23 protein-coding genes and 3 pseudogenes are annotated in these 21,197 nt (G+C 62.7%); 16 read left to right on the forward strand and 10 right to left on the reverse strand.

Annotated features, from left to right (window positions below; translation table 11 throughout):
- Positions 1–82: 82 nt before the first annotated feature.
- Positions 83–769, reverse strand: coding sequence for a DUF2161 domain-containing phosphodiesterase (locus tag AC5V87_RS19205; protein ID WP_456838754.1), 687 nt, complete (start codon positions 767–769; stop codon positions 83–85).
- Positions 770–896: 127 nt separating this feature from the next.
- Here AC5V87_RS19205 and AC5V87_RS19210 point away from each other — a divergent pair, with 127 nt between their 5' ends.
- Positions 897–1,244 carry a hypothetical protein gene (locus AC5V87_RS19210; RefSeq protein ID WP_456838753.1) on the forward strand — a complete coding sequence of 116 codons (348 nt, stop codon included), beginning with the start codon at positions 897–899 and terminating at the stop codon, positions 1,242–1,244.
- Here AC5V87_RS19210 and AC5V87_RS19215 read toward each other — a convergent pair whose 3' ends face one another.
- The gene (locus AC5V87_RS19215) at positions 1,245–1,925 is read right to left on the reverse strand and encodes an SDR family oxidoreductase (protein WP_456838752.1); all 681 of its coding nucleotides are present in this window, start codon (positions 1,923–1,925) and stop codon (positions 1,245–1,247) included.
- A gap of 11 nt (positions 1,926–1,936) precedes the next feature.
- Between AC5V87_RS19215 and AC5V87_RS19220 the strand changes: the two genes are divergently transcribed.
- A complete protein-coding gene (locus AC5V87_RS19220) occupies positions 1,937–2,836 on the forward strand; it encodes an SGNH/GDSL hydrolase family protein (protein ID WP_495367463.1) in 900 nt (299 codons plus the stop codon).
- Here AC5V87_RS19220 and AC5V87_RS19225 read toward each other — a convergent pair.
- Positions 2,781–3,524 carry a tyrosine-protein phosphatase gene (locus tag AC5V87_RS19225; RefSeq protein ID WP_495367464.1) on the reverse strand — a complete coding sequence of 248 codons (744 nt, stop codon included), beginning with the start codon at positions 3,522–3,524 and terminating at the stop codon, positions 2,781–2,783. The genes AC5V87_RS19220 and AC5V87_RS19225 overlap by 56 nt on opposite strands.
- Positions 3,525–3,609: 85 nt before the next feature.
- Here AC5V87_RS19225 and AC5V87_RS19230 point away from each other — a divergent pair, with 85 nt between their 5' ends.
- Positions 3,610–3,936: an MliC family protein gene (locus AC5V87_RS19230; protein ID WP_495367465.1), complete on the forward strand. Its 327-nt coding sequence runs from the start codon at positions 3,610–3,612 to the stop codon at positions 3,934–3,936.
- 110 nt (positions 3,937–4,046) lie between these two features.
- Here the strand turns inward: AC5V87_RS19230 and AC5V87_RS19235 are convergent, their stop codons facing one another.
- Positions 4,047–4,250 carry a DUF2735 domain-containing protein gene (locus AC5V87_RS19235; RefSeq protein ID WP_456838750.1) on the reverse strand — a complete coding sequence of 68 codons (204 nt, stop codon included), beginning with the start codon at positions 4,248–4,250 and terminating at the stop codon, positions 4,047–4,049.
- A gap of 535 nt (positions 4,251–4,785) precedes the next feature.
- On the opposite strand from AC5V87_RS19235, the gene AC5V87_RS19240 reads away from it, so the two are divergent.
- From AC5V87_RS19240 to AC5V87_RS19265, 6 genes are all read left to right on the forward strand, one after another.
- Positions 4,786–5,820, forward strand: coding sequence for a glutamine synthetase beta-grasp domain-containing protein (locus AC5V87_RS19240; RefSeq protein ID WP_456838749.1), 1,035 nt, complete (start codon positions 4,786–4,788; stop codon positions 5,818–5,820).
- Positions 5,821–6,006: 186 nt separating this feature from the next.
- Positions 6,007–6,708: a GrlR family regulatory protein gene (locus tag AC5V87_RS19245; RefSeq protein ID WP_495367466.1), complete on the forward strand. Its 702-nt coding sequence runs from the start codon at positions 6,007–6,009 to the stop codon at positions 6,706–6,708.
- Between the two features lie 21 nt (positions 6,709–6,729).
- Positions 6,730–7,116, forward strand: a complete 387-nt coding sequence (locus tag AC5V87_RS19250) for a substrate-binding domain-containing protein (protein WP_495367467.1) — start codon at positions 6,730–6,732, stop codon at positions 7,114–7,116.
- 32 nt (positions 7,117–7,148) lie between these two features.
- Entirely contained in the window at positions 7,149–7,970 is an 822-nt protein-coding gene (locus AC5V87_RS19255) for a tetratricopeptide repeat protein (protein ID WP_495367468.1), read from the forward strand.
- A gap of 176 nt (positions 7,971–8,146) precedes the next feature.
- Positions 8,147–8,296, forward strand: a complete 150-nt coding sequence (locus AC5V87_RS19260; protein WP_495367469.1) for a hypothetical protein — start codon at positions 8,147–8,149, stop codon at positions 8,294–8,296.
- 243 nt (positions 8,297–8,539) lie between these two features.
- Positions 8,540–9,244: a GrlR family regulatory protein gene (locus tag AC5V87_RS19265; RefSeq protein WP_495371921.1), complete on the forward strand. Its 705-nt coding sequence runs from the start codon at positions 8,540–8,542 to the stop codon at positions 9,242–9,244.
- 209 nt (positions 9,245–9,453) lie between these two features.
- On the opposite strand, the gene AC5V87_RS19270 is transcribed toward AC5V87_RS19265, so the two are convergent.
- The gene (locus AC5V87_RS19270) at positions 9,454–10,050 is read right to left on the reverse strand and encodes a phasin family protein (RefSeq protein ID WP_456838745.1); all 597 of its coding nucleotides are present in this window, start codon (positions 10,048–10,050) and stop codon (positions 9,454–9,456) included.
- Positions 10,051–10,289: 239 nt separating this feature from the next.
- Between AC5V87_RS19270 and AC5V87_RS19275 the strand changes: the two genes are divergently transcribed.
- Positions 10,290–11,231 (forward strand): alpha/beta fold hydrolase, encoded by a 942-nt coding sequence (locus tag AC5V87_RS19275; RefSeq protein ID WP_495367470.1) that lies wholly within the window; start codon positions 10,290–10,292, stop codon positions 11,229–11,231.
- Between the two features lie 448 nt (positions 11,232–11,679).
- Here the strand turns inward: AC5V87_RS19275 and AC5V87_RS19280 are convergent, their stop codons facing one another.
- On the reverse strand, positions 11,680–12,432 hold the full coding sequence (locus AC5V87_RS19280; protein ID WP_495367471.1) for a hypothetical protein: 753 nt from the start codon (positions 12,430–12,432) through the stop codon (positions 11,680–11,682).
- Positions 12,433–12,861: 429 nt separating this feature from the next.
- Between AC5V87_RS19280 and AC5V87_RS19285 the strand changes: the two are divergent.
- From AC5V87_RS19285 to AC5V87_RS19305, 5 genes and pseudogenes are all read left to right on the forward strand, one after another.
- A pseudogene (locus AC5V87_RS19285) lies at positions 12,862–13,047 on the forward strand (hypothetical protein); the annotation flags it as partial.
- Positions 13,048–13,242 (forward strand): annotated as a pseudogene (locus AC5V87_RS19290) (efflux RND transporter permease subunit); the annotation flags it as partial.
- The gene (locus AC5V87_RS19295) at positions 13,239–13,547 is read left to right on the forward strand and encodes a hypothetical protein (protein ID WP_495367472.1); all 309 of its coding nucleotides are present in this window, start codon (positions 13,239–13,241) and stop codon (positions 13,545–13,547) included. The pseudogene AC5V87_RS19290 and the gene AC5V87_RS19295, both read left to right, overlap by 4 nt.
- Positions 13,548–13,835: 288 nt before the next feature.
- The gene (locus AC5V87_RS19300) at positions 13,836–15,458 is read left to right on the forward strand and encodes an ABC-F family ATP-binding cassette domain-containing protein (protein WP_456838741.1); all 1,623 of its coding nucleotides are present in this window, start codon (positions 13,836–13,838) and stop codon (positions 15,456–15,458) included.
- Between the two features lie 462 nt (positions 15,459–15,920).
- A pseudogene (locus AC5V87_RS19305) lies at positions 15,921–16,013 on the forward strand (MBL fold metallo-hydrolase); the annotation flags it as partial.
- Between the two features lie 15 nt (positions 16,014–16,028).
- On the opposite strand, the gene AC5V87_RS19310 reads toward AC5V87_RS19305, so the two are convergent.
- The 3 genes from AC5V87_RS19310 to AC5V87_RS19320 form a co-directional block, all read right to left on the reverse strand.
- The gene (locus AC5V87_RS19310) at positions 16,029–17,075 is read right to left on the reverse strand and encodes a type II asparaginase (protein ID WP_495367473.1); all 1,047 of its coding nucleotides are present in this window, start codon (positions 17,073–17,075) and stop codon (positions 16,029–16,031) included.
- Between the two features lie 360 nt (positions 17,076–17,435).
- Complete coding sequence (locus tag AC5V87_RS19315) at positions 17,436–17,684, reverse strand: hypothetical protein (RefSeq protein WP_235546726.1); 249 nt, start codon at positions 17,682–17,684, stop codon at positions 17,436–17,438.
- Between the two features lie 113 nt (positions 17,685–17,797).
- Positions 17,798–18,760 (reverse strand): alpha/beta hydrolase, encoded by a 963-nt coding sequence (locus tag AC5V87_RS19320; protein ID WP_495367474.1) that lies wholly within the window; start codon positions 18,758–18,760, stop codon positions 17,798–17,800.
- A gap of 124 nt (positions 18,761–18,884) precedes the next feature.
- Between AC5V87_RS19320 and AC5V87_RS19325 the strand changes: the two genes are divergently transcribed.
- A complete protein-coding gene (locus tag AC5V87_RS19325; RefSeq protein WP_495367475.1) occupies positions 18,885–19,562 on the forward strand; it encodes a nitroreductase in 678 nt (225 codons plus the stop codon).
- A gap of 460 nt (positions 19,563–20,022) precedes the next feature.
- Here the strand turns inward: AC5V87_RS19325 and AC5V87_RS19330 are convergent, their stop codons facing one another.
- A complete protein-coding gene (locus AC5V87_RS19330; RefSeq protein WP_495367476.1) occupies positions 20,023–21,144 on the reverse strand; it encodes an HD-GYP domain-containing protein in 1,122 nt (373 codons plus the stop codon).
- Positions 21,145–21,197: the final 53 nt, after the last annotated feature.

Consider the following 21,197-nt stretch of genomic DNA (forward strand, 5'->3'; position numbering starts at 1 on the left):
TGATGCCGGGATACCTAGTGCCACCGATGTTGCATTGCAATATGGAATCGGTGTGACATCACAGCTATGCGCCCGTCGGGTGTCAGGGCGGTGACGCGGCACCGGCGTCGACCCCGACACGCTGCTGTGGCCAGCGTTTCAGCGCTGCGTGCCCGGCCTCGGTCAGCCCGTAGATTCCCCGGTCGGCACGTTCGAACCAGCCATACACATTGTTAAGCAAGATCTTGCCGGCATCAGGACAGCGCTCGCGCAATTCGCGCACGCGCCGCGGACCATCGGCGAGCGCTGACGCGCAGGCCAGCGCCTGCTGGCGATACGCCGTCATGATCGGCGCGCGCGTGCTGCCGCCGAGCACGGGATCGCCCTGGCGGCGCTGATGCTCGGCGACGAGGCGCGAGCGCACCTTCGGCTCGCGGCGCAGCGCCGCGGTCGGCGGCTTCACCAGCACCTCGACCTGACCGCGCTCGGTGACCCCGAGCATGCCGAAGCCGAGCCGGCGGCAGAGATTGCGATAACGCGAATCGCTCTCGCGTCCCTTGCCGCGGGCCGACATCTTTGCCGCGATCCAGACCTCGTCACCTGCAGGCGCGCGATCGACCGCCTGCAGGATCAGCTCGAGATTGAAGGCGAGCTTGAGCTCGCCGATCACGACGACCGGCGGGTCGCCGGCGCTGAGGCCGACGAGATCGCAGCCGCCGATCTCCCCCTTCACGGTGAAGCCGAGCTCTTCGAGGAAGCGTTTTACGGGAAGATAGAGCGCGGTTTCCACTGGACGTCCGATCGGAGAATCAGTTGTGGGCAGTCTAGCCCGGATCGGACTCGGACTCCGTGTGATTTGATCGGGAACACATGGTGCGATTATGCTGCGGACGGGGACAGGTGGGGCGGCTTGCGACATGACGATCAGGAACGGGCTCTATCACATCCGGATCAAGTTTCTCGATAGCGTCCAAGGCGGCAATCAGGGCGTCATGGTGCTGCGCGACGGCACCATGCGCGGCGGCGATTCATTCTTCTTCGCGTATGGCAGCTACACCTCGGCGAATGGCAAGTGGAAAGGCGAGCTGACCAACGAGGAGCATTCGCCCTCGTTCGACGAGCGTCCGGTCTGGGGACGCAAGGTCGTGACGATCGGTTTCAGCGGCACCTATACCGACGAGACCGCCTATGGCGAGGGCATCGCGCTCGCCGGCAAGCAGAGCATCCGCTTCAAGGGTGATCTGCGGCTCCTGGTGCCGGATTGATCAGACCCGACCGCCAACCGGGATCAGCGCACCCGTGACGCCGCTCGCGGCGTCGCTGGCGAGGAACAGGATCACCTCGGCGAGTTCCTGCGGCGTCACCCATTTCGAAAAGTCCGCTTTGGGCATGTCGGCGCGGTTCGCCTGGGTGTCGATGATCGAGGGCAGCACCGCGTTCACAGTGACCTTGCCTTTCCACTCGTTCGCCAGCGCCTCGGTCAGGCGATGCACGCCGGCCTTCGACGCGGCGTAGGGGCCCATGCCGGAGCCTGCCTGAAGCGCGCCCATCGCGCCGATGTTGACGATGCGGCCGGCTTTCGAGGCGGCAAGATGCGGCAGTGCGGCCTGTGAGGCGTTGAGCGCCGTCAGTACGTTGAGCGCGTGCATGCGCTGCCAGGTCTTGATGTCGCCATCGCCGACCGTCTCGAACGCGAAGCCGCCGGCGATGTTGATGAGCGCGTCGAGCCGGCCGAAATGCTTCGCAGCGGCCTCGATCGCCGCCTTCGCCTGTGCCGCATCCGACAGATCGACGCCGCCGATCTCGATGCGCTCAGGCGTTGCCGGAAATTGCGAGGGCGCATAGTCGATACCGGCAATGCGCGCACCGCGCGACTGCGCGATCTCGGCGACCACCTTGCCGAGCGCGCCGAGCGCACCGGTCACGACAATGACTTTTCCCTGCACGATACTCTCCGTTGTCTCACTTTGCGCCGACTATTGCTCCGCTCGAATTGGAGTTGCAATGGCGGCGGTTTCCAAACTGGGCTATAGATGCAACTTTAGATCGTAGAGGAGGTTGTTCCATGCCTGACAATTTTCCTAGCCTCGAATTTCCCGCTTCGATCGTTGATCTCAAACATCCGCTGGATAATTTCCGAACCGCGCTGGCCGGAACGGGGCCTGTACGCATCGTGGCGATGGGATCGTCCTCGACGGCCGGACTCGACAATGTCGTTGCCTATCCCGCACGGCTCGAACTGTATTTGAGAAGACATTTCAAGGACCACGATCAGCGTCCGAACATCCGGATAGACGTATTCAACCGGGGCAGGGGCGGCGAAGAAGCGAACCTGGAAGTAGTTCGGTTCAACGACGACATCTTTGCTGACAAGCCATCTCTGGTGCTTTGGCAAGTTGGAACCAACGCCGTTTTCCGCCAGAAGGAGTTCAACTTCGATGAGGTGATCGGCAAGATCGCGGAGGGATTGAAATTCCTGCACGAGCATCCGACCATCGATGTCGTGCTGATCGATCCGCAATACACGACGGCCATGCTGTACGACGACAACGCCGAGCTGGCCGAAAAGATGGTTGCGGCGATCCGAACCGCTGCGCAGGAGGCCAAGGTCAATCTCTTCCAGCGCTGGGCGCTGATGCGGCACTGGCACGTCTGCAACAAGGCGTCGTTCGAGCAGCTCGTTGCCCCGGACGATGATCTGCGGCTGCACCAGAGCGACTGGAGTACAATGCACGTCGCCCGTGCCCTTCGTTCGGCGATCCTCAAGGCCACCGGAGCCACGCAGAAATGCGGGTGCTTGATTACGACTGCAGATACCGCGCCCGCAGCGCCTCCCGCTCCGGTGGGCCAATCCTGAGCCCATCGCGCAAATAGGTTTCGAGATCGCCATACTCCTTGCCGACGGCTTCGAAAGCCGCGGCAAGGTATGACGCCTCGACGCTGCCGATGGCATTGCGCACGTCCTCGGGCAGGTCGGTGGCAGCCAGCGCATCGCGCTTGTAGTGCTGATTGGTCAGCAAATAATCCTCGACAATGATGTCGTCTGGCACGCCCAGAGCATGCAGGATCAGCGCGCTGGCAAAGCCGGTGCGATCCTTGCCGGCGGTGCAATGGATCACGAGCGGCGCGCAGTCTTCCAGCAGATGACCGAACAGCGTGCGGAAGCTGTGTGTGTTGTCGCGGACATAGTTGCGGTAGGAGTCGCGCATGATCTCGCTCGCCACCGGCGCGGTCAGTCTGCCCGCGACGAGCTCGGCGCGGAGCGCGGCGACCACCGTGGGCTCGATCGGCAGCGAATGCACAGCGATCTCCTCCACCACACAGATGCCGGCCGCGCGCTCCTCGACACCGCGAAAGTCGAACGCGCTGCGCACGCCGAGCGCGCGGACGATCTCGACGTCGGCGGCCGTGAGCTGGCCGAGATGGTTGGAGCGGAAAATGTGCCGCCAGCGCGTGGTGCGGCCGTCGGTGGTCGGATAGCCGCCGAGATCGCGGAAATTGCTCGCGCCCTGCAAGGCGAGGTGACGGGCAGGGGAGTCCTTCAAGGAAGAGTCTTGCATCAGATCAGCTTGGGTTATGGTTCCACCGGGCGCACGGCTGGCGTCCTTGAAGTCTATCACGGGGGCGATCATGGATTGGCACAAGGCCATTGTTTTGGCGATCACCATGCTGGCGGGCGGAATTTCCGGCGCGCGGCAGGCCGAGGCGCAGACGTTCCGGACCTACCGCTGCGCTGATGGTACGCAATTCATCGTGGGGTTTTACGACTACGACAAGCGCGCCTTCCTCCAGATCGACGGCGAGCCCATCACGCTGGCGAAGCGGCTGACTCTGTCTGGCGCGCGCTATTCGGGGGCGGGAGTCACGCTGAGGATTGCCAAGACCGGAGTGACCACGGTCAAGCATTTGAAGCGACCAACCACAGCCTGCGTGGTCGTCGAAAAGCCCGCGCTCTAGCCGGGAGTTCGGCAAGAATCAAAAAGGGCCGAAACACCGTTGTTTCGACCCTTTTCAAACTGCCGCCGGTCGCTCGAGAGTGCGCGGCGGTATTGACCGAGCCACAGGCATTAGCGGTCCCATTTCGGCTTGGCTTCGTCGACCGCGTCCTGGTGATACCAGCTGTCGCTGCAGATCGAGACGTTCGCGGGAAGCGAAGCCTGATCGGCGGGAAGGCGGGCTTCGCCATAGCGGCGTCCGGCGAGAGCTGCACGGCCCCCGACGGGAAATTGGTAGATCTTCGCAGATCCCTGACTCAGACCATTGTTCATCATTGCGATTTCTCCTTGGTCAAAGCGCCTTGGCCTCCATGGTGCGCCCGACTCGTTCGATTGTGGTTACTGCAATCCCCATATCGGCCGCGCCCCTCGAATTGAAAAGTGCTCAAGAGGAAATCAGTTGTCGCCTAATTTGTGGGCATGCAGCCCTCTGCACCCTCTAAGGCATCGTCTCGGTGACTAACGCCTGGGCCATTCCAAAGGTTGCTGAGCAGGGGTCGGTCGCTTTGCGAAAATTGCCGGACATTGATGCGCGTTTGATCGGCAAGCTCCGGCGACAGCCGGCATGCTTCAAAATCGGGCGTTTTCCGCGGGATTTTTGCAGTGCAGCTTCACGCGAAGGTGCGCGGCTATGACGCACGCCGCTGTGGACGATCCGCTACCAGCCGGCCGAGCCCGACGGTGGTGGATAACCTTCCGCGCTGCGGCTTTTTGGCACGCAACGTGCTTGTGGAGGGCCGGCCGATGATGGCCGGGTACAAACGTGCGGGGCTCTCAACCCCACCTTTCGCATCATCTACAGAGAGGCTCAATGACCAAGTATAAGCTCGAGTACATCTGGCTCGACGGATATACGCCGACTCCGAACTTGCGCGGCAAAACCCAGATCAAGGAATTTGCGTCGTTCCCGACGCTCGAGCAGCTTCCGCTCTGGGGCTTCGATGGCTCCTCCACCCAGCAGGCCGAAGGCCACAGCTCCGATTGCGTGCTGAAGCCGGTTGCCGTGTTCCCGGACGCCGCCCGCACCAACGGCGTGCTCGTGATGTGCGAAGTCATGATGCCGGACGGCAAGACCCCGCATCCGTCCAACAAGCGCGCCACCATCCTCGATGACGCCGGCGCCTGGTTCGGCTTCGAGCAGGAATACTTCTTCTACAAGAACGGCCGTCCGCTCGGCTTCCCCGAGTCCGGCTATCCGGCGCCGCAGGGCCCGTACTACACCGGCGTCGGCTATTCGAACGTCGGCGACGTCGCCCGCAAGATCGTCGAGGAGCATCTCGACCTCTGCTTGGCTGCCGGCATCAACCACGAAGGCATCAACGCGGAAGTCGCCAAAGGCCAGTGGGAATTCCAGATCTTCGGCAAGGGCTCCAAGACGGCTGCCGACCAGATGTGGATGGCCCGCTACTTGATGCTGCGCCTCACTGAGAAGTACGGCATCGACATCGAGTTCCACTGCAAGCCGCTCGGCGACACCGACTGGAACGGCTCGGGCATGCACGCCAACTTCTCGACCGCCTATATGCGCGAAGTCGGCGGCAAGGAGTATTTCGAGGCGCTGATGGCCGCGTTCGAGAAGAACCTGATGGACCACATCGCCGTCTACGGCCCGGACAACGACAAGCGTCTGACCGGTAAGCACGAGACCGCGCCCTGGAACAAGTTCAGCTACGGCGTGGCCGATCGCGGCGCTTCGATCCGCGTTCCGCATTCCTTCATCAACAACGGCTACAAGGGCTATCTGGAAGACCGCCGTCCGAACTCGCAAGGCGACCCCTACCAGATCGCTTCGCAGATCCTGAAGACGATCTCGTCCGTGCCGACCGACAAGAAGGCCGTGGCCTAAAATCCTCCCGGCCCGGGCTGGGGCTGGCCCGGGTTGGTCTTCAATCCGCCGGAGCAGACGAGCTCCGGCGGATTTTTCATTTTGATGACGTCCATCATTTGCGGGCTGCCGGCCGACTTGAAATCTGTCCACCGGCGCCGAAACCGGGATAGAGTGCCGGCGGGATGCGGGCCGGGGACACGGCTGGTGTTTGAAGGCTTCTACAAGGTGCGGTTTCAGCTCGGCGACGCGGTCGGCCGCAGCGTGATGTATGCCGGCAATGGCAAGATGCTCGGCGGCAATTCGGCTTTTGCCCATATCGGCACCTACGAGAAGACCGAAAGCGGCGTCGATGTCGTGATCAAGACCGTCCGCCACAACCCCGACCCGAACTACCGCGCCATGGCCGGCACCGATGACGCGACCTTGCTTGCGAGCGGCTGGGCCGATGGCGATCTCTATCGCTTCAAGGGCGAGCTCAAGGAGCTGCCGGGCGTACCGTTCCAGTCGGTGATGACGCCGATCACCGAAGACGAGGTGCGGATCGTCGGCAGTGTCGGAGAGGGCGGCATCGTCGACGGGCTCTATTCGGTGCATCTGCGCATGCTCGACGGCGTCGACGGCGGCCTCACCGGCGTGATGCTGCTCAAAGGAGGCCGCATCCTCGGCGGCGATGCAGCGTTCTACTATCTCGGCAGCTACACCGCCGCGAACGGTCGCTGGAAAGGCCAGATCCTCAATCAGGAGCACACGCCCGCGAAAGACGATCCGGTCTTTGGCGGCCACGAGGTCGGCATCGGCTTCTCAGGCCGCTATAGCGGCGAAGAAGCGGTGCTGGAGGCGACCGCCTTTGCCGGCAAGCGCAGCCTGCGCCTCACCGCCGCGCTCAAGCTGATGCACCGCGCCTGATCGCACCCCTAGGAATTGCCCATGGAAAAAGTTCGTGTGCTCTCGACGCTCGGCCTGATGGGCGCGATGCGCAGCCTGTCCTCCGCCTTCGAGGCAGCTCACGGCATGCGTGTCGATGCCGATTTTGCGCCGACGCTGGCGCTGCTCGAGCGCCTGCGCGGCGGTGAGGCCGCCGATCTCGTCATCCTCACCCGCGAAGGGCTCGACGAGATGATTGGCGAGGGCCGCGTGATAGTCGACGGCATCGAGGTGATCGGTCCCATCCCGCATGAGCTGCAAACGCCGGCCGTGTTTTGCGCCGGCCGCATGGCCAGCGCGAAGCATGCCGAGGCCGCCGATCGTCTGCTCCGCTATCTATCATCGCCTGAGGTCGTGCCAGTGCTGCGCCAATCCGGACTTGAGCCTTGAATTTGCCGGGACGGGGACGCAACGTGGCGTTCATGCGAACTTGTCTTTTTGCCATCCTCCTCGCGCTCGCCGCGCCGCTGGCGGCGCATGCGCAATCGGCTGACCTCGTCTTGTGCGACCGGGTGGCCGCCGATCCCAGCGATCCCGACAAGCCGGCCGACGTGAAGGGCGTGAGCGAGATCGCAGCTTCCGACATCGCGACCGCGATCAGGTTCTGCAAGCAGGCCGCGTCGTCCTCGCGGCGGGCGATGTTTGCGCTCGGCCGTGCCTATGCGGCCAACCGGCAGACGAACGAGGCGATCGCCGCCTGGCGCAAGGCGGCGGAGAAAGGATCGAGCGCGGCGATGGTCGAGCTCGGCGTCGCCTATGGCACCGGCGCCGGCGTCGCCAAGGACGAGGCGCAAGCGCGAAAGCTGTTCGAGAAGGCGGCGCAATCGGGCAATCCCCGCGGCGTCTCCAATCTCGCCGCGCTCGGCAGCTCCGGCGGCGGCACGCCGGCTGATCCCGTGCAGGCCCGCGCGCTGCTCGGCAAGGCGGCCGAGACCAACGCGGAGGCGCAGTACCAGCTCGGCCTGATGCTGGCGAGCGGCAACGGCGGTGAGAAGGACGATGTCGCGGCGCGCGCGCTGTTCGAGAAGGCGGCGGCGCAAAACCATCCCGGCGCGCTGGAGCGGATGGGCGCCTTTGCGGAAGGCGGCCGCGGCGGTCCGAAGGACAAGGACGCCGCGAAGGCCTATTACGAGCGCGCCGCCGCGCTCGGTGACGAGGACGCCAAGAAGGCGCTGGAGCGGCTGCGCTGTCCCTATGCGATCAAGAACAAGCAGGGCCAGCTCGTCACCACCCTGTGCTTCTGACTCACTTCATGTAGTGGGCGAGATTGTTGCGGGCGTCGCGATAGGTGGTCTCGAGCTAATCGGGATACTCCGCGGCGGCATGCGCCACCGCGCGCCAGCGGGTTCGATCAGCTTCGAGCACAAGGAACCGGCGGCGGTGCGGGCCGTTGACGTCACGACAAGCGGGAGGTGCAGCCATGATCCGCAAACTCGCATCCGGCGAATATCGCCTCCATTCACGCAAGGTGAATCCCAAGACCGGTAAGCGCCGCAACCTCGGCACGTTCAAGAGCCGCGCGGCGGCCGAGAAGCACGAGCGCGAGGTGCAATACTTCAAGCGTCACTGAGGCGCGATCAGCCGCGCCCACCAAAAATCGAAACAACCCCATGCACAGTAGCCAAGTGGTTGAAATCGCGTGATGCTGGTTTTCCGAAATAGAGCTTGACCCGTCGGGCAAAACAGGGGCATGATGGCACCATGCCCAAACGGGTTCCGCGAGCGGGTCTGCGCGGAAAAGCCGGATGGCCTTGGTCGTGCGCCGGTGCTAGGTAGCCCGCGATCCTTTTTGCGATTTTGCGGGGCGATGACGTTGCTGGACGGGCTCTACAAGGTTGAATACGGCATCGGCGGTGCCTTCGGCCGCAGCATCATGTGCATGCACAGGGGCAAGCTGCTCGGCGGCAATTCCGCTTTCGCCCATCTCGGTACCTACGAGGTCAGGGACGGCGTGATCGAAGCCGAGGTGATCACCGAGCGCCACAACGACGATCCCAATTACAAGCCGCTGATGGGCACCGATATTGCGGCCATCAAGGTGCGCGGCCGGACGGAAGGATCGACGATCCTGTTCGAGGGCACGGCCGAACCCATGCCGGGCAACGTGTTCTGGGCCAATCTCGCGCCGCTCGACGACGAGGCGCTGCCGCCGCGCGGCACCGTCGGTCCCGACGGCATCGTCAACGGGCTCTATGCCATCCACATTCGCGCGCTCGACGGCGTCGATGCGGGGCTCTCCGGCGTGATGCTGCTGATGGACGGCCGCATCCTCGGCGGCGATGCGTTCTTCTACTATCTCGGGTCCTATTCCTCGGCGGACGGCCGCTGGAAAGGCGAGATGCTGAACCAGGAGCACACGCCGGCGAAAGACGACAATCCGGTATTTGGCGGGCTCGAGGTCGGGATCGGCTTCTCAGGCACCTGCACCGCCGACAGCGGCGAGCTCGAAGGCATCGCGCTCGCCGGCAAGCGCAGCCTGCGCCTGGCCGCATCGCTCAAGCTGATGCGGCGGGCGTAGGCGCGGACTCACGAACGTCGGATGTCCGTTTCGTGAGCTGATGCAGGCCTACGGGCATATGCGCGGAGATTCCGCCGCGCATATCCGCCATGATTGTGTCAGCCGCACTTAAAGCGCGATGAGATTGGGATGAATCGTCATCGCGCTCTAGGTTGTTGTTTACGCATGACCTTTCCGGAAAACTGCTTCGCACTTTTCCGGATCGTGCTTTAGGCAGCCTGCCGCATGCGTTCGAGGCTCTCGGTTATATGGTTTCGAGCATCGTCAGCCATCTTCAGAGACAGGTCCGCCATCCGGCGGCTGGTATCCAGCGCGCTGCTGATCGTGTCGCGCACCAGATCGGTCTGCACAGCCGCCAAATCGTGAGGAGTTCGGCAGCGCCAGAGTTCATTTACGCGGTCCATGGTCCGCTCAGTTTGCTGTCGAACGAAATCGAGGTACTCGCGCGATGCCCCGTTCATTCCTTTGGCGACTGCGGTCGTCGAGTACATGATTGCTTCGGCATTGCGGACCGAGCGTTCCGCTGCCTGCTGTGCTTCATTGCCCGTCAAGCCGAACGTGCGACCAAGCTCATCAGCCGAGCGGCCCATCATTGCCGTGGCCATGTCGACGCCGAAACGCCAAGTGTTTTGCAACATCTCAGCATTTTGTCGCAGCAGATGGCCGCTGGCTTGCGCCACCTCTTCTCCGGCCTCGACGGTAGCTAAGCCAATCCGTCTGGTCTGCTCGGTGGTCCTCTCGGCGGCGCGGCGGATTGTGTCCTCAGGGTTTTGGGTAGACTTTTCCTCCTGGCGTGGATTGGCCATTTCGTTGCTCCATCGTTGTTGTTGGTGAGGTCGGACCCTATGCCCTCCGTCACAGGTGCGATCCTAAGCGAGCAAACGTGAGCTTTTCTGGACCGTTCCCGGGCACGGAAATTTTTTAATCAATCCTCCGCCATTGCGCGCAGGAACGAGCACTTCAACTTCCAATTATTCCTTGGTTGGCTCTTCCGCTGCACGCTGCGTGGTCAATGTTCTTAGCTCTCGATCATCAAGGCCCAGTCATGACCACCGCTGAAACCGTATTGCTCATCGGTGCCTTGTCATTGGCACTTCTCGCCATCGGCAACATCGGCTTCTCAAAACTGGCCGAGCGGAGAAATCCGCCGATTGGCACGTTTCTCGAGTGCGACGGCGTAGTACTCCACTATATCGATCGGGGCGATCCCGCGGCCCCTTGCGTTGTGCTGCTTCATGGCAACGGATCCATGATCCAGGACTTCACGATCAGTGGGCTGGTCGATCTTCTGGCTCGCACCAACCGCGTGGTGTGCTTCGACCGCCCGGGCTTTGGCTATAGTCAGCGGCCGCGGCTTCGAATATGGAGCGCAGCGGCTCAAGCAGCTCTGTTGGTGAAGGCGCTCGACCAACTCGGGATCCGCGCTCCCGTGGTGCTGGGCCATTCCTGGGGCGCCTTCGTCGCTATCGCTCTCGGCGTGCGGAAGGATTATCGGGTCCGGGGTCTCGTGCTTGCGTCCGGGTACTACTTCCCGACCGGCCGATTGGACGTGTGGCTGATGTCAGGTCCAGCCATACCGGTCCTGGGCGACTTGGTCAGTTACACTGTCGCGCCTATCATCTCGTTGGCCATCTTGCCGGGAGCTCTCCGTAAGATCTTCGCGCCCCGGTCCGTCCCGCAGACATTCAAGAATGAATTTCCAGCGTCTCTCGTTCTCAGGCCCACACAATTGAGGGCGGCTGCGGAGGAAAGCGCACTCCTCATTCCGACGGCAGCCCAATTCCAAGCCCATTATTCGAGCATGGGCCACCAGGTGAAAATATTCCACGGAGTAGAGGACCAGGTCATCGAACACAAACAGGCGCGAGATTTACATCAAGCGCTGCCTCGGTCCGATCTTCATCTGGTTCCGAATGCCGGACATATGGTCACCCACGCAGACCCCGCTGCCATCGTGGAGGCTGTCAATTCAATAACCAGTTCTTAAGGCCGGGTGTCCGCATCTAGTTCCACCTCGCCTTGAAGTCGGGGGCAATCAGATCGGCAAAGAAACAGCCAGTCGATCAGAGGGTTGGGAAAAGCGATACTCGATGACGAGATGCTGCGTCGAATGCGGCGCGTGGCGCCGGACGGTTATGGGTCGAGAACGTCGATCTCGCGCTCGGCACCAAGCTTCCGCTTTGGCTATTCAATTGCGCAGACCTGCATTTGCTCGACGGACCACAGTTTATCACGAAACATGGGACCACCTAACCGTGCAGCGAGCGCTGGAATTTGGAAATGAAATGAGAGACAAATTTGCGCTAACACCGCCAAGCGATCTGTACACAGAATGAATTCGCCATCGCCAGTACAGTGCGCAATCAAACATCGTGGAAAATGATCCGATAAAGGCGGCGGGCACGACCAATCGACGCAAACGCGCGTCAGTCCGTTCATGGCGGCAGATAGGCTCGCGCTATTGATCCGATGACTTCGCTGCTAGCTGCCGGTTGATAGGATCGGGCGAAAATGAAACGAGATGTCACGGGTATACCCGCTTCGGATCGACCATCCTGGCCGATGAGGATCAATCCGGCGCCGCCATTTGCGACATTCAGAATAATCGGCTCGCCGCTCCATGTCTTGATCGGGTCCATTCCCATGATGAGAAATTCGCCGATAGGCTGGTCGAAATATTGGATACGCAATTGCGGGCCGACTTCGGCCGCAGCAAGTTCAAGGCCGAGCTGCTTGGCGCGTGCGTAAACGTCAGCCAAAGTCACGGTAGCGGACGTGAACCCAAGCTGTGCAGGCGATAGATCGACAAGCTCCACATTTGTCTTCCGAGAGCTAACGATGAACGTCGGCCGAGCAAGGATTTCGGCGGCCTGACCACCGACATTGCAGCCCTTCCTATAGAGCTCGTTGCGCAACGCAAGTGAGTCAGGAAAGGTACCTATTGTGATCGTCTTCCAAGTCGCAAGGTCGCGCCCGGACTTGATGGGCTGTTGGGACGCTGGGGCTGAGGGCGTCTTGAGCTTCAGCTGGTTCTGCAACACATCGCGGGCTGCGCATTGAGCGGACGCGGCGCTCGCAGACGGAATGACGGAGGCGGCCGAGAGTATGGAAGCCAAGACGTAGCGGCAAACTCGCCTTGAATGGTCATTGCCTGCCGCACGCGGGGCGCGGCTTCTGAAAATAGACATGGCGAATGGCTTTTCTAAAGGGTTGGTCAGAAAAAGCCCGCCTCCGAGTCAATGGGAAGAACGGAGGGAAATGACGTCCAATGAACATTTCCCCGGCCGACTTTGAAATACGTCCGGAGGCGGGGCCTATGGCTAAAATATTCCAATTTCCAAATGGCGGGCGGCAGTCCGTAAGCCTGATAATCAGCCCGTCCCATCAGCCCTAGCGGGAACGATGTCACTGAAAGATAGCACCCGGAGCAAATCGGCTCAACGCCAAAGTCGGCGGTGGGGCAAGCCGACGGTTGATGCAAAGGGCGTAGGACGGGCACTCGCAAAGACCCGCGTCCAGCCCGCCGCGGAAATAATTTGCCGGCATCCCCTGCGAATCTGGCGCAATCGTAATGGCCGGACGATTTGCACGGTTGCTCCTCCCGGGGGCGCGGCTAGCTCAAAAGCATCGACGATCTCGGCAACGTCGTCCTGAAGACGGACAAGGGCACGCCCGTGCCGTTGCGGGACGTCTCCAGGGGCGAGCTCGGCCCCGACAAGCGGCGCGCCATCACCGAGTTGAACGGCGAGGGAGAAGTCGCCACCGGCATCGTGCTCCAACGCTTCGGCATGCATGCGCTCGACGGCACCGGCTCCGAGATCATGCAGCGCATCGCCGTTTCCATGATCGGCGGGATGGTCTCGTCGACCTTGCTCACCCTGATCGTGATCCCGACGGTCTTCGGGCTGGTGAAGGGATTCCGATTGCCGCGTGATCGTTCCCGGCGCGCTGCAACGATCGGGAAAAACTGGCATCAGCGGGAACGTTCGCGAAGATGATTGAGTTGAAAATCATGCGCGTCGAGGCACGGCTGACGCCTGACGGAAACTCTGCGGCGGATTCGCAGCACAGCCGCTCGAGGATCATCATGTACAAGACTGCGATATACGATGAACTGCAACAGATCGAGCGCGAAGTCGTCGAAGGGGAACGGCGGCTCGCCGAGCAAGAGGCGCTCGTTGTCGAGATGAAGCAGCAGAACGAGGAGACGGCCAAAGCAGAAGCCGAGCTTGAACGAATGCGGGCAGAGCAACGATGCCGCGATCAGGACCGGCAACGTCTGCTCTCGCTGCTGCAACCCTGAAACGACGCCCGCGACAAATCCCGTCGCCGTCCTGGCGGCAATGTCGCGCGATGATCGAGCAAGCTTCATTGCAGCGCTCGATGCCGATGTTTGCCGGTGACGAGGGCGGCACGCTTCAGGCCTGAAGCGGATGCCGGGCCGGCAGCCCGGACCGAGCCGCGCTTCGGCGCGTCGGGATCGATTGCAGGAGATTGACGTCCGGACGGAAATCCGGGTCTCGCCGGGCTTCCCCTGGGGGCCGGCATGGACTATCACGCTGCAACGCAAAAATCCCCCCAAAAAGACCCCATGATCCGCCTCGACAACGTCAGCAAACAAGCCGGCCACCAGATCCTGTTCATCGAAGCCTCGGCGGCCCTCAACAAGGGCGAGAAGATCGGCCTCGTCGGGCCCAATGGCGCCGGCAAGACCACGCTGTTCCGGATGATCGCCGGCGAGGAACTGCCCGATGAGGGGCAGGTCTCGACCGATCGCGGCATCACCATCGGCTATTTCAACCAGGACGTCGGCGAGATGAGTGGCCGCAGCGCCGTGGCCGAGGTGATGAATGGCGCAGGTCCCGTCAGCGAGGTCGCGGCCGAGCTGCGCGAGCTCGAGGCTGACATGGCCGATCCTGACAAGGCCGATCAGATGGAGGAGATCATCGCGCGCTATGGCGAGGTGCAGCACCGCTTCGAGGAGCTCGACGGCTACGCGCTGGACGGCCGGGCGCGCGAGGCGCTGTCCGGCCTCGGCTTCAGCCAGGAGATGATGGACGGCGACGTCGGAAAACTCTCCGGCGGCTGGAAGATGCGCGTGGCGCTGGCGCGTATTCTCCTGATGCGCCCCGACGTCATGCTGCTCGACGAGCCGAGCAACCATCTCGACCTCGAAAGCCTGATCTGGCTGGAGAAATTCCTGCACGATTACGAAGGCACGCTGCTGATGACCTCGCACGACCGCGAGTTCATCAACCGCGTGATCTCCAAGGTGATCGAGATCGATTCCGGCTCGCTCACCACCTATACCGGCGACTACGAGTTCTACGAGCAGCAGCGGGCGCAGAACGAGAAGCAGCAGCAGGCGCAGTTCGAGCGCCAGCAGGCCATGCTCGCCAAGGAGATCAAGTTCATCGAGCGCTTCAAGGCGCGCGCATCGCATGCGGCGCAGGTGCAGAGCCGGGTGAAGAAGCTCGACAAGATCGAGCGGGTCGAGCCGCCGCGGCGCCGGCAGAGCGTCGTGTTCGACTTCCCGCCGGCGCCGCGCTCGGGCGAGGACGTCGTCGCCTTGAAGAACGTCCACAAGGGCTACGGTTCCAAGCGCATCTATGATGGGCTCGATTTCATGATCCGCCGCAGGGAGCGCTGGTGCGTGATGGGCGTCAACGGCGCCGGCAAGTCGACGCTGCTCAAGCTCGTTGCCGGGGCCAGCGAGCCTGACCAGGGCACGGTGACGCTCGGTGGCAGCGTCAAGATGGGCTATTTCGCCCAGCACGCGATGGATCTGCTCGATGGCGAGCGCACCGTGTTCCAGTCGCTGGAAGACCAGTTTCCGACCGCGGGGCAGGGGTCCTTGCGCGCGCTCGCCGGCTGCTTCGGCTTCTCCGGCGACGACGTCGAGAAGCGCTGCCGCGTGCTGTCGGGCGGCGAGAAGGCGCGGCTCGTGATGGCCAAGATGCTGTTCGACCCGCCCAACTTCCTGGTGCTGGACGAGCCGACCAACCATCTCGACCTCGCCACGAAGGAGATGCTGATCAGGGCGCTGTCTGATTTCGACGGCACCATGCTGTTCGTCTCGCACGATCGGCATTTTCTGGCGACGCTGTCGAACCGCGTGCTGGAACTGACGCCGGAAGGAATCCATCAATATGGCGGCGGCTACACCGAATATGTCGCACGCACCGGGCAGGAAGCGCCGGGGCTGCGGTCGTAGCTACGTCAGGTTTCGCCGAAACCACTCCAGGCGTTCTTGTTCCTCCTCAGGAAATCGGCGCCTGACGAGCACGAAGCCCACGAGCCGATCGGCTTGGTCTGACAAAAAGGTGCCGTACCATTCAGCAGTGGCGAACGCGGTGCCGTGAGGAGTTCTGTCGGAGGCAATTTCTCTAGAGCAGACAGCAGTGACGTGAAGCCGTATGTGACGATGCCGGCCTCTGTCGTGCTCAGCTGCCTTATCCCGAGCACTCGCGAGCACTCCTCCGCCGGTCCGAAGTAAGCTTCTTCTCCTGACGGGAGGATCTTGATCAGATCCGATCGCTTCAGGAACTTCGAGGGCAGCTATGGTGTCTTCGCTCGGCGGCAGCGAGGCGATCTGTTGCGTCAATGATTCAATGATCGAAGCCAAAATCTCTCCGTGCGGGCAGGGATCGACGCTGCTCCGGCAAGACCTCCTCCAACAGCGACGCTGATCCTGCCGATCCATTTTCCGGCGCCGACGATCGGATTGATCAAGCCGTTCGGCGCCGCGTTTGATTTCCGCCACAAGTGAGAATGAGCGGAGTGTCTAATACGTGTAGAACATCCGTTGGATTTCCTTGGTGTCGGTCGTCTTGGTCAGCGCCAGCATCAGCAGGATCCGCGCCTTCTGCGGATTGAGCGTATCAGAGACGACGAAGTCGTGTTCGTCATCCTTGGCTTCCCCGTTGCGCGCGACGATGCCGTTGCCGACGCGGCTGCTCCTGACGATCACGACACCCTTCTTGCGGGCCTCGTCGAGAGCCGGCTCGACCGCGGGCCGGGCAAGACTGCCGTCACCCACGCCGGCGTGCACGATCCCCTTGGCCCCGGCGGCGACGAAGGCGTCGATCGCCACCCGGTTCATGTTGGCGTAGCCGTAGACGATATCGACTTGCGGCAGGGCATCGAGGTTGGAAACGTCAAATTCGGAGTCCGCGGTATGCCGGCGCGTCGATTGACGATAGAAGTAGGGCTTGTTGCCCTGCATGTAGCCCAGAAAGCCGAGTTCCGGGGTGCGGAAGGTGTCTGCCGTCGAGGTGTTGTTCTTGGTGACGTCGCGCGCCGCGTTGATCTGATCGTTGAGAGCCACGAGCACGCCCTTGCCGACGGCCTCGTCACTGCCTGCGAGGATCACCGCATTGAAGAGGTTGATCGGCCCATCGGCGCTGATCGCGGTCGACGGCCGCATCGCGCCGACGATGACGACGGGTTTCCTGCTCTTGACGACAAGGTTCAGGAAATAGCTGGTCTCCTCGATCGTATCGGTCCCGTGCGTGATCACGATCCCGTCCACGTCATCCTGCGCGAGGAGCGTGTTGACGCGCTTTGCAAGCTTGAGCCAGTAGTCATTGTTCATGTTCTCGCTGGCGATCTGAAAGACCTGCTCGCCCTTGACGTTGGCCACCGTTTTCAGTTCGGGGACGGCGTTCAGGAGGGTCTCGATCCCCACCGTGGCTGCGGTGTAGCCGACCACGGTGGTGCTGCTCGCGCCGCTGCCGGCGATCGTGCCGCCGGTGGCCAGAACCATGACGTTGGGCAGACCGGGGCCCCTCGCGTTCGCAGCTTCAAGACTGATGAGCAGCGCGAACAGCACGCTCACTGTCGCCATGATCTGATGACGCACTTGAAGTTGCCACATCTTGACGTCCTTTTGCTGGAAAGCCTCGTCGATGCGCCCCATTTCGCTCAGCACTGCATGATCCGTCAGCCGGAGCTTTCTGTCCAGGGTTGTGATATCGGCGGAGGAGTTGGTTCGGATGGGCGGTGCCCCGGGGGCGGCGACGGTTCTCCCTCTCGCCATCTCTATTCGGAAACAAGAACGCGAATGCCCGGGCCTTCGCCTTGCCGAAGAGGCTTCGGCCTCGGAGGCGGGACAAGCCCGGGCATCGATCGTGGCGCGAGCTATTGCTCGCTAAAGCAGCAGCAATTCAAGAAAGCCGCCGCTGCGCAGGCCCTACGCGCTGACTTCGCACTTCTTCATGAAGCTGCTCTTGGCGGCGCCGGCGAGCGGCTTGCCGTCGGCGCTGACGGCCTTGGGCGCGCAGGCCTCCGCCTTGCACTTCTTCAGGAACGAGGTTTTGGCGGCGCCGGCCAGCGGCTTGCCGTCCTTGCCGACCGCCTTGCTCTCGCAGGTGTCGTCCGCGAAGGCCGAGCCCGCCGCAAAGGTGGCAACGATCGCTGCGAGGAAAATCCGCTTCATCATGGGTGTCTCCCTAAACCAGAAATGGCATGCGGATTGGAGCCGCGAATCGTGGCGCAATCAAGCAGGATTGCGGGCCGCATGCTCGATCGCAGCTCCTTCCATTCATCTGCGGTTCAGATTCCGCGCGCGAGCAGTGCCTTGAAATCGGCTCGTGCGCGCTGCGCCTCGGCACGCGCGACGTCCGAGGCGTCACCCATGCCGAAATAGCCGTGGATCAGGCCCGGGCCTTCGTGATGCCTCACCGGCACGCCGGCAACTTCAAGCGCCCGCGCATAGGCGGCCCCTTCGTCGCGCAGCGGATCGAACCAGGCGGTAGTTACGATCGCGGGCGCGAGGCCTTTGAGCGAGGCGGCGCGCAGCGGGGAGACGCGCCAATCGGCGGCGTGAGCGGGATCGGCGAGGTAGTGGCCGCAGAACCATTGCATCGTGGCACGCGTGAGAAAGTAGCCTTCGGCGTTTTCCGCGCGTGATGGAAAGCGCGCGTTCTCCGTGGCGTCGGCATAGAGGCCGACGGCGTCGGTCACGGGATAGACCAGCAGTTGCGCGGCAAGCTTGATCCCGGCATCGCGGCAGGCGATCGCGGTGGTGGCCGCGAGATTGCCGCCGGCACTGTCGCCGGCAAGGCCGAAACGCTTGGCATCGCCGCCAAATTCCGCGACGCGGCCAAACACGTCGCCGACCGCTGCGAAGGCGTCCTCGAAGGCGCCGGGAAAGCGGGTTTCCGGCGGACGCCGATAATCGACGGAGACGACGACCGCGCCGGTCTCGATCGCGAGATTGCGGGCCTGGCGGTCATGCGTTTCCAGATCGCCGGCGACCCAGCCGCCGCCGTGGAAGAACACCACCGTCGGCGCGGGATTGTTGCCGACCCGGTAGACACGCGCATCGAGCGGTCCGGCGCCGCCCTTCACCTTGATATCCTGCACGCTGTCGACTGGCGGCGGCGGCACCGCGTCGCGGGAGGCAGCCAGTGCGCGCAAGGAATCGCGGGCGCCCTGTGGCGTCATCGTGGTGGGATCGCGCAGCGGCAGCTGCGGAATGATCTGGGCGACGACGGGATCGAGCGGTGCGGGCATGGTGATCCTCATAAGGGTTCTTGGTCTTGCTTGCGGGCCAGCATAGATTTGGCGCGCCGCATCGGCAACCGTCGACGCGTTACGATTGCAATGCGCGCAAATGTGGAGGCAGGGAGGTCCTAGGGTGGAATTCGAGACGCTGGTCCAGTCGCGCCGCAGCGTGCGCGGTTTCAAGCAGCAGCAGGTCGCCCGCTCTACGATCGAGGCGATCATCGAGAGCGCCAAGCGCGCCCCGTCGTCGATGAACACCCAGCCCTGGCATGTCCACGTGCTCACAGGCGCACCGCTGGAAGAGGTGCGTCGCCGAAACATGGAGGAGATGGTTGGCGGCGCCAAGATCAAGCGCGACATCGTCAGCCATGGCGAATATCAGGGCGTGCACCGCACCCGGCAGGTCGACATCGCCAAGAAGCTGTTCGGCGCGATGGGCCTTGCGCGCGACGACAAGCCGATGCGGCAGGACTGGGTGCTGCGCGGCTTCCGCCAGTTCGACGCGCCGGTCTCGCTGGTCCTCACGTATGACCGCGTGCTCGATCCCGGCGCGGTCTGCCATTTCGATCTCGGCGCGCTCTGCTACGGCATCGTGCTCGCGGCGTGGGACCGCGGTCTCGGCTCCGTCATCAACGGGCAGGGCATCATGCGTTCCGACATCGTGCGCGAAGTCGCCAGGATACCGGAGGACGAGGTCATCATGACCTGCATTGCGATGGGCTATCCCAACGACAACTTTGCCGCGAATGCCGTGCGCTCGGATCGCGCGCGTAATGCGGAGTTCGTGCGCTATGTCGGTTTTGCCGATTAGCACGGCGGGTTATGCGGAGGAGAATATTCTCTCGCAGAAATTTTTGGTGCGGAGTCGTTACGGCCCCTTGCAATCTCGATCGGGCGGGAGGAACAATATGCGGGCTAAAAGGTTTGTTGCTGGCGCGAGGGAATCGATATGCGGCGGCTGGCTAGCCTGGTTCGGTGGTTCTTCGGTCCGCGATTGCGGCGCCCGATCGACGAGGATCCAAGTCTTCCCTTCACACCTGAAGAGTTCAGCAGGCTCATACGCAGCGGCAGACGCGAGGACATGAGGCTGCTTGCCGAAGGCCTGGCTTGTCGGTCGATGCCGCGGCGGGCCAAATTTCGGGCCACGCACTAAAGCGCGATGAAGCGTCGTCGCGCTTGAGTTTATTGCCTGCGCATGATCTTTCCGGAAAACCGCTGTGCCCTTTTCCGGATCATGCATCAGGCCCGTGTCCGAGAGGCGATTACCGCGCTTACCGCGTGAGCGCGACCTGCCTGAATGAGCTCACCAGCACCTTCTCCAGCTTTCCCTTCATTCCGCAGAGAATGTCGTAGGCCTCCGCACGTGGCATGGTCGGCTTGTAGTGGCGATGCTCGATCAGCGCCGCGAAGATGTCAGAGATGGTGAGAATGCGGACGATGTCGCTGATGCTCTCGGCGCAGAGCGCGTCCGGATAGCCGCTGCCGTCGAGATATTCGTGATGATGCCTGACGGCATCGAGGATCTCCGGCGTGATCTTGTCTTGGCTCTTCAGAAAATCGTAGCCGGCAACCGGATGCGTCTCGATCATCGCGCGCTCTCCCGGATCGAGCCGGCCGGGCTTGTCGAGGATGGCGAGCGGAATCTGGGCCTTGCCGATGTCGTGGAACATCGCCGCCGTGTACAGGCGCTCGAGATCCGCGGGGCGCACGCCGAGGCTCAAGCCGAAGTCGATGGCGACGCCGGTGACCAGCAGGCAATGCTGGTAGGTTCCCTCGTGGTGGCGCCGTACCGTCGTGAGCCATTCGGACAGTCCGTGCTGGGTGATGCGATCGGCGATCTGGCGACCGGCTTGCTTGGTGCCGTCCACGTCGAGCGGCTGGCCAAGCGTGACGGCGGTGAACATCGAGGCGATGGCGGTCGCTGCGGTCTCGACCGCATTGTCGGGATCGGCCGGATCATTCGACGAGGCCGACGCCGGGTCGGCAGGATCGGACAGCGCCGCCAGCAGCCTGGTCCGGGTGACCATCGCCGGAAGCACGAGAGTGGCGCCGAGCGCGTAGGCCTGTGAAATGCCGACGTGAGAGGTATGCTCGAGCAGGAAGATGCGCTTCTTCGCCTTGGCGAGCTTGCCGGCGCGCTTCTTGATGGCGGCGATGTTGTCGACGTCGCGCAGCTCCGCGCGGATGACGACGGCGGACGGCACCTGCGACAGCTTGGCGTCGGCATCGAGCCGTTCGCCGGCAACGGTAAATCTCTCTTCCAGAATCGAGCGTATGCCCGACAGTTTGTCGGACGTGTCGGCCAGCACTTGCACGAGAGGGCGCGCGGCCTCCATCTCCCGGATACCGTCGGCTCCATTGACGAGGTTTTGTATGGTTCGCGCGTTCTGCACGGTCTGACCCGGACGTTACCGCACTTGCGTTCAATTCGTTGGATGAATGATCG

Source organism: Bradyrhizobium sp. SOJA106 (genome assembly GCF_059448745.1).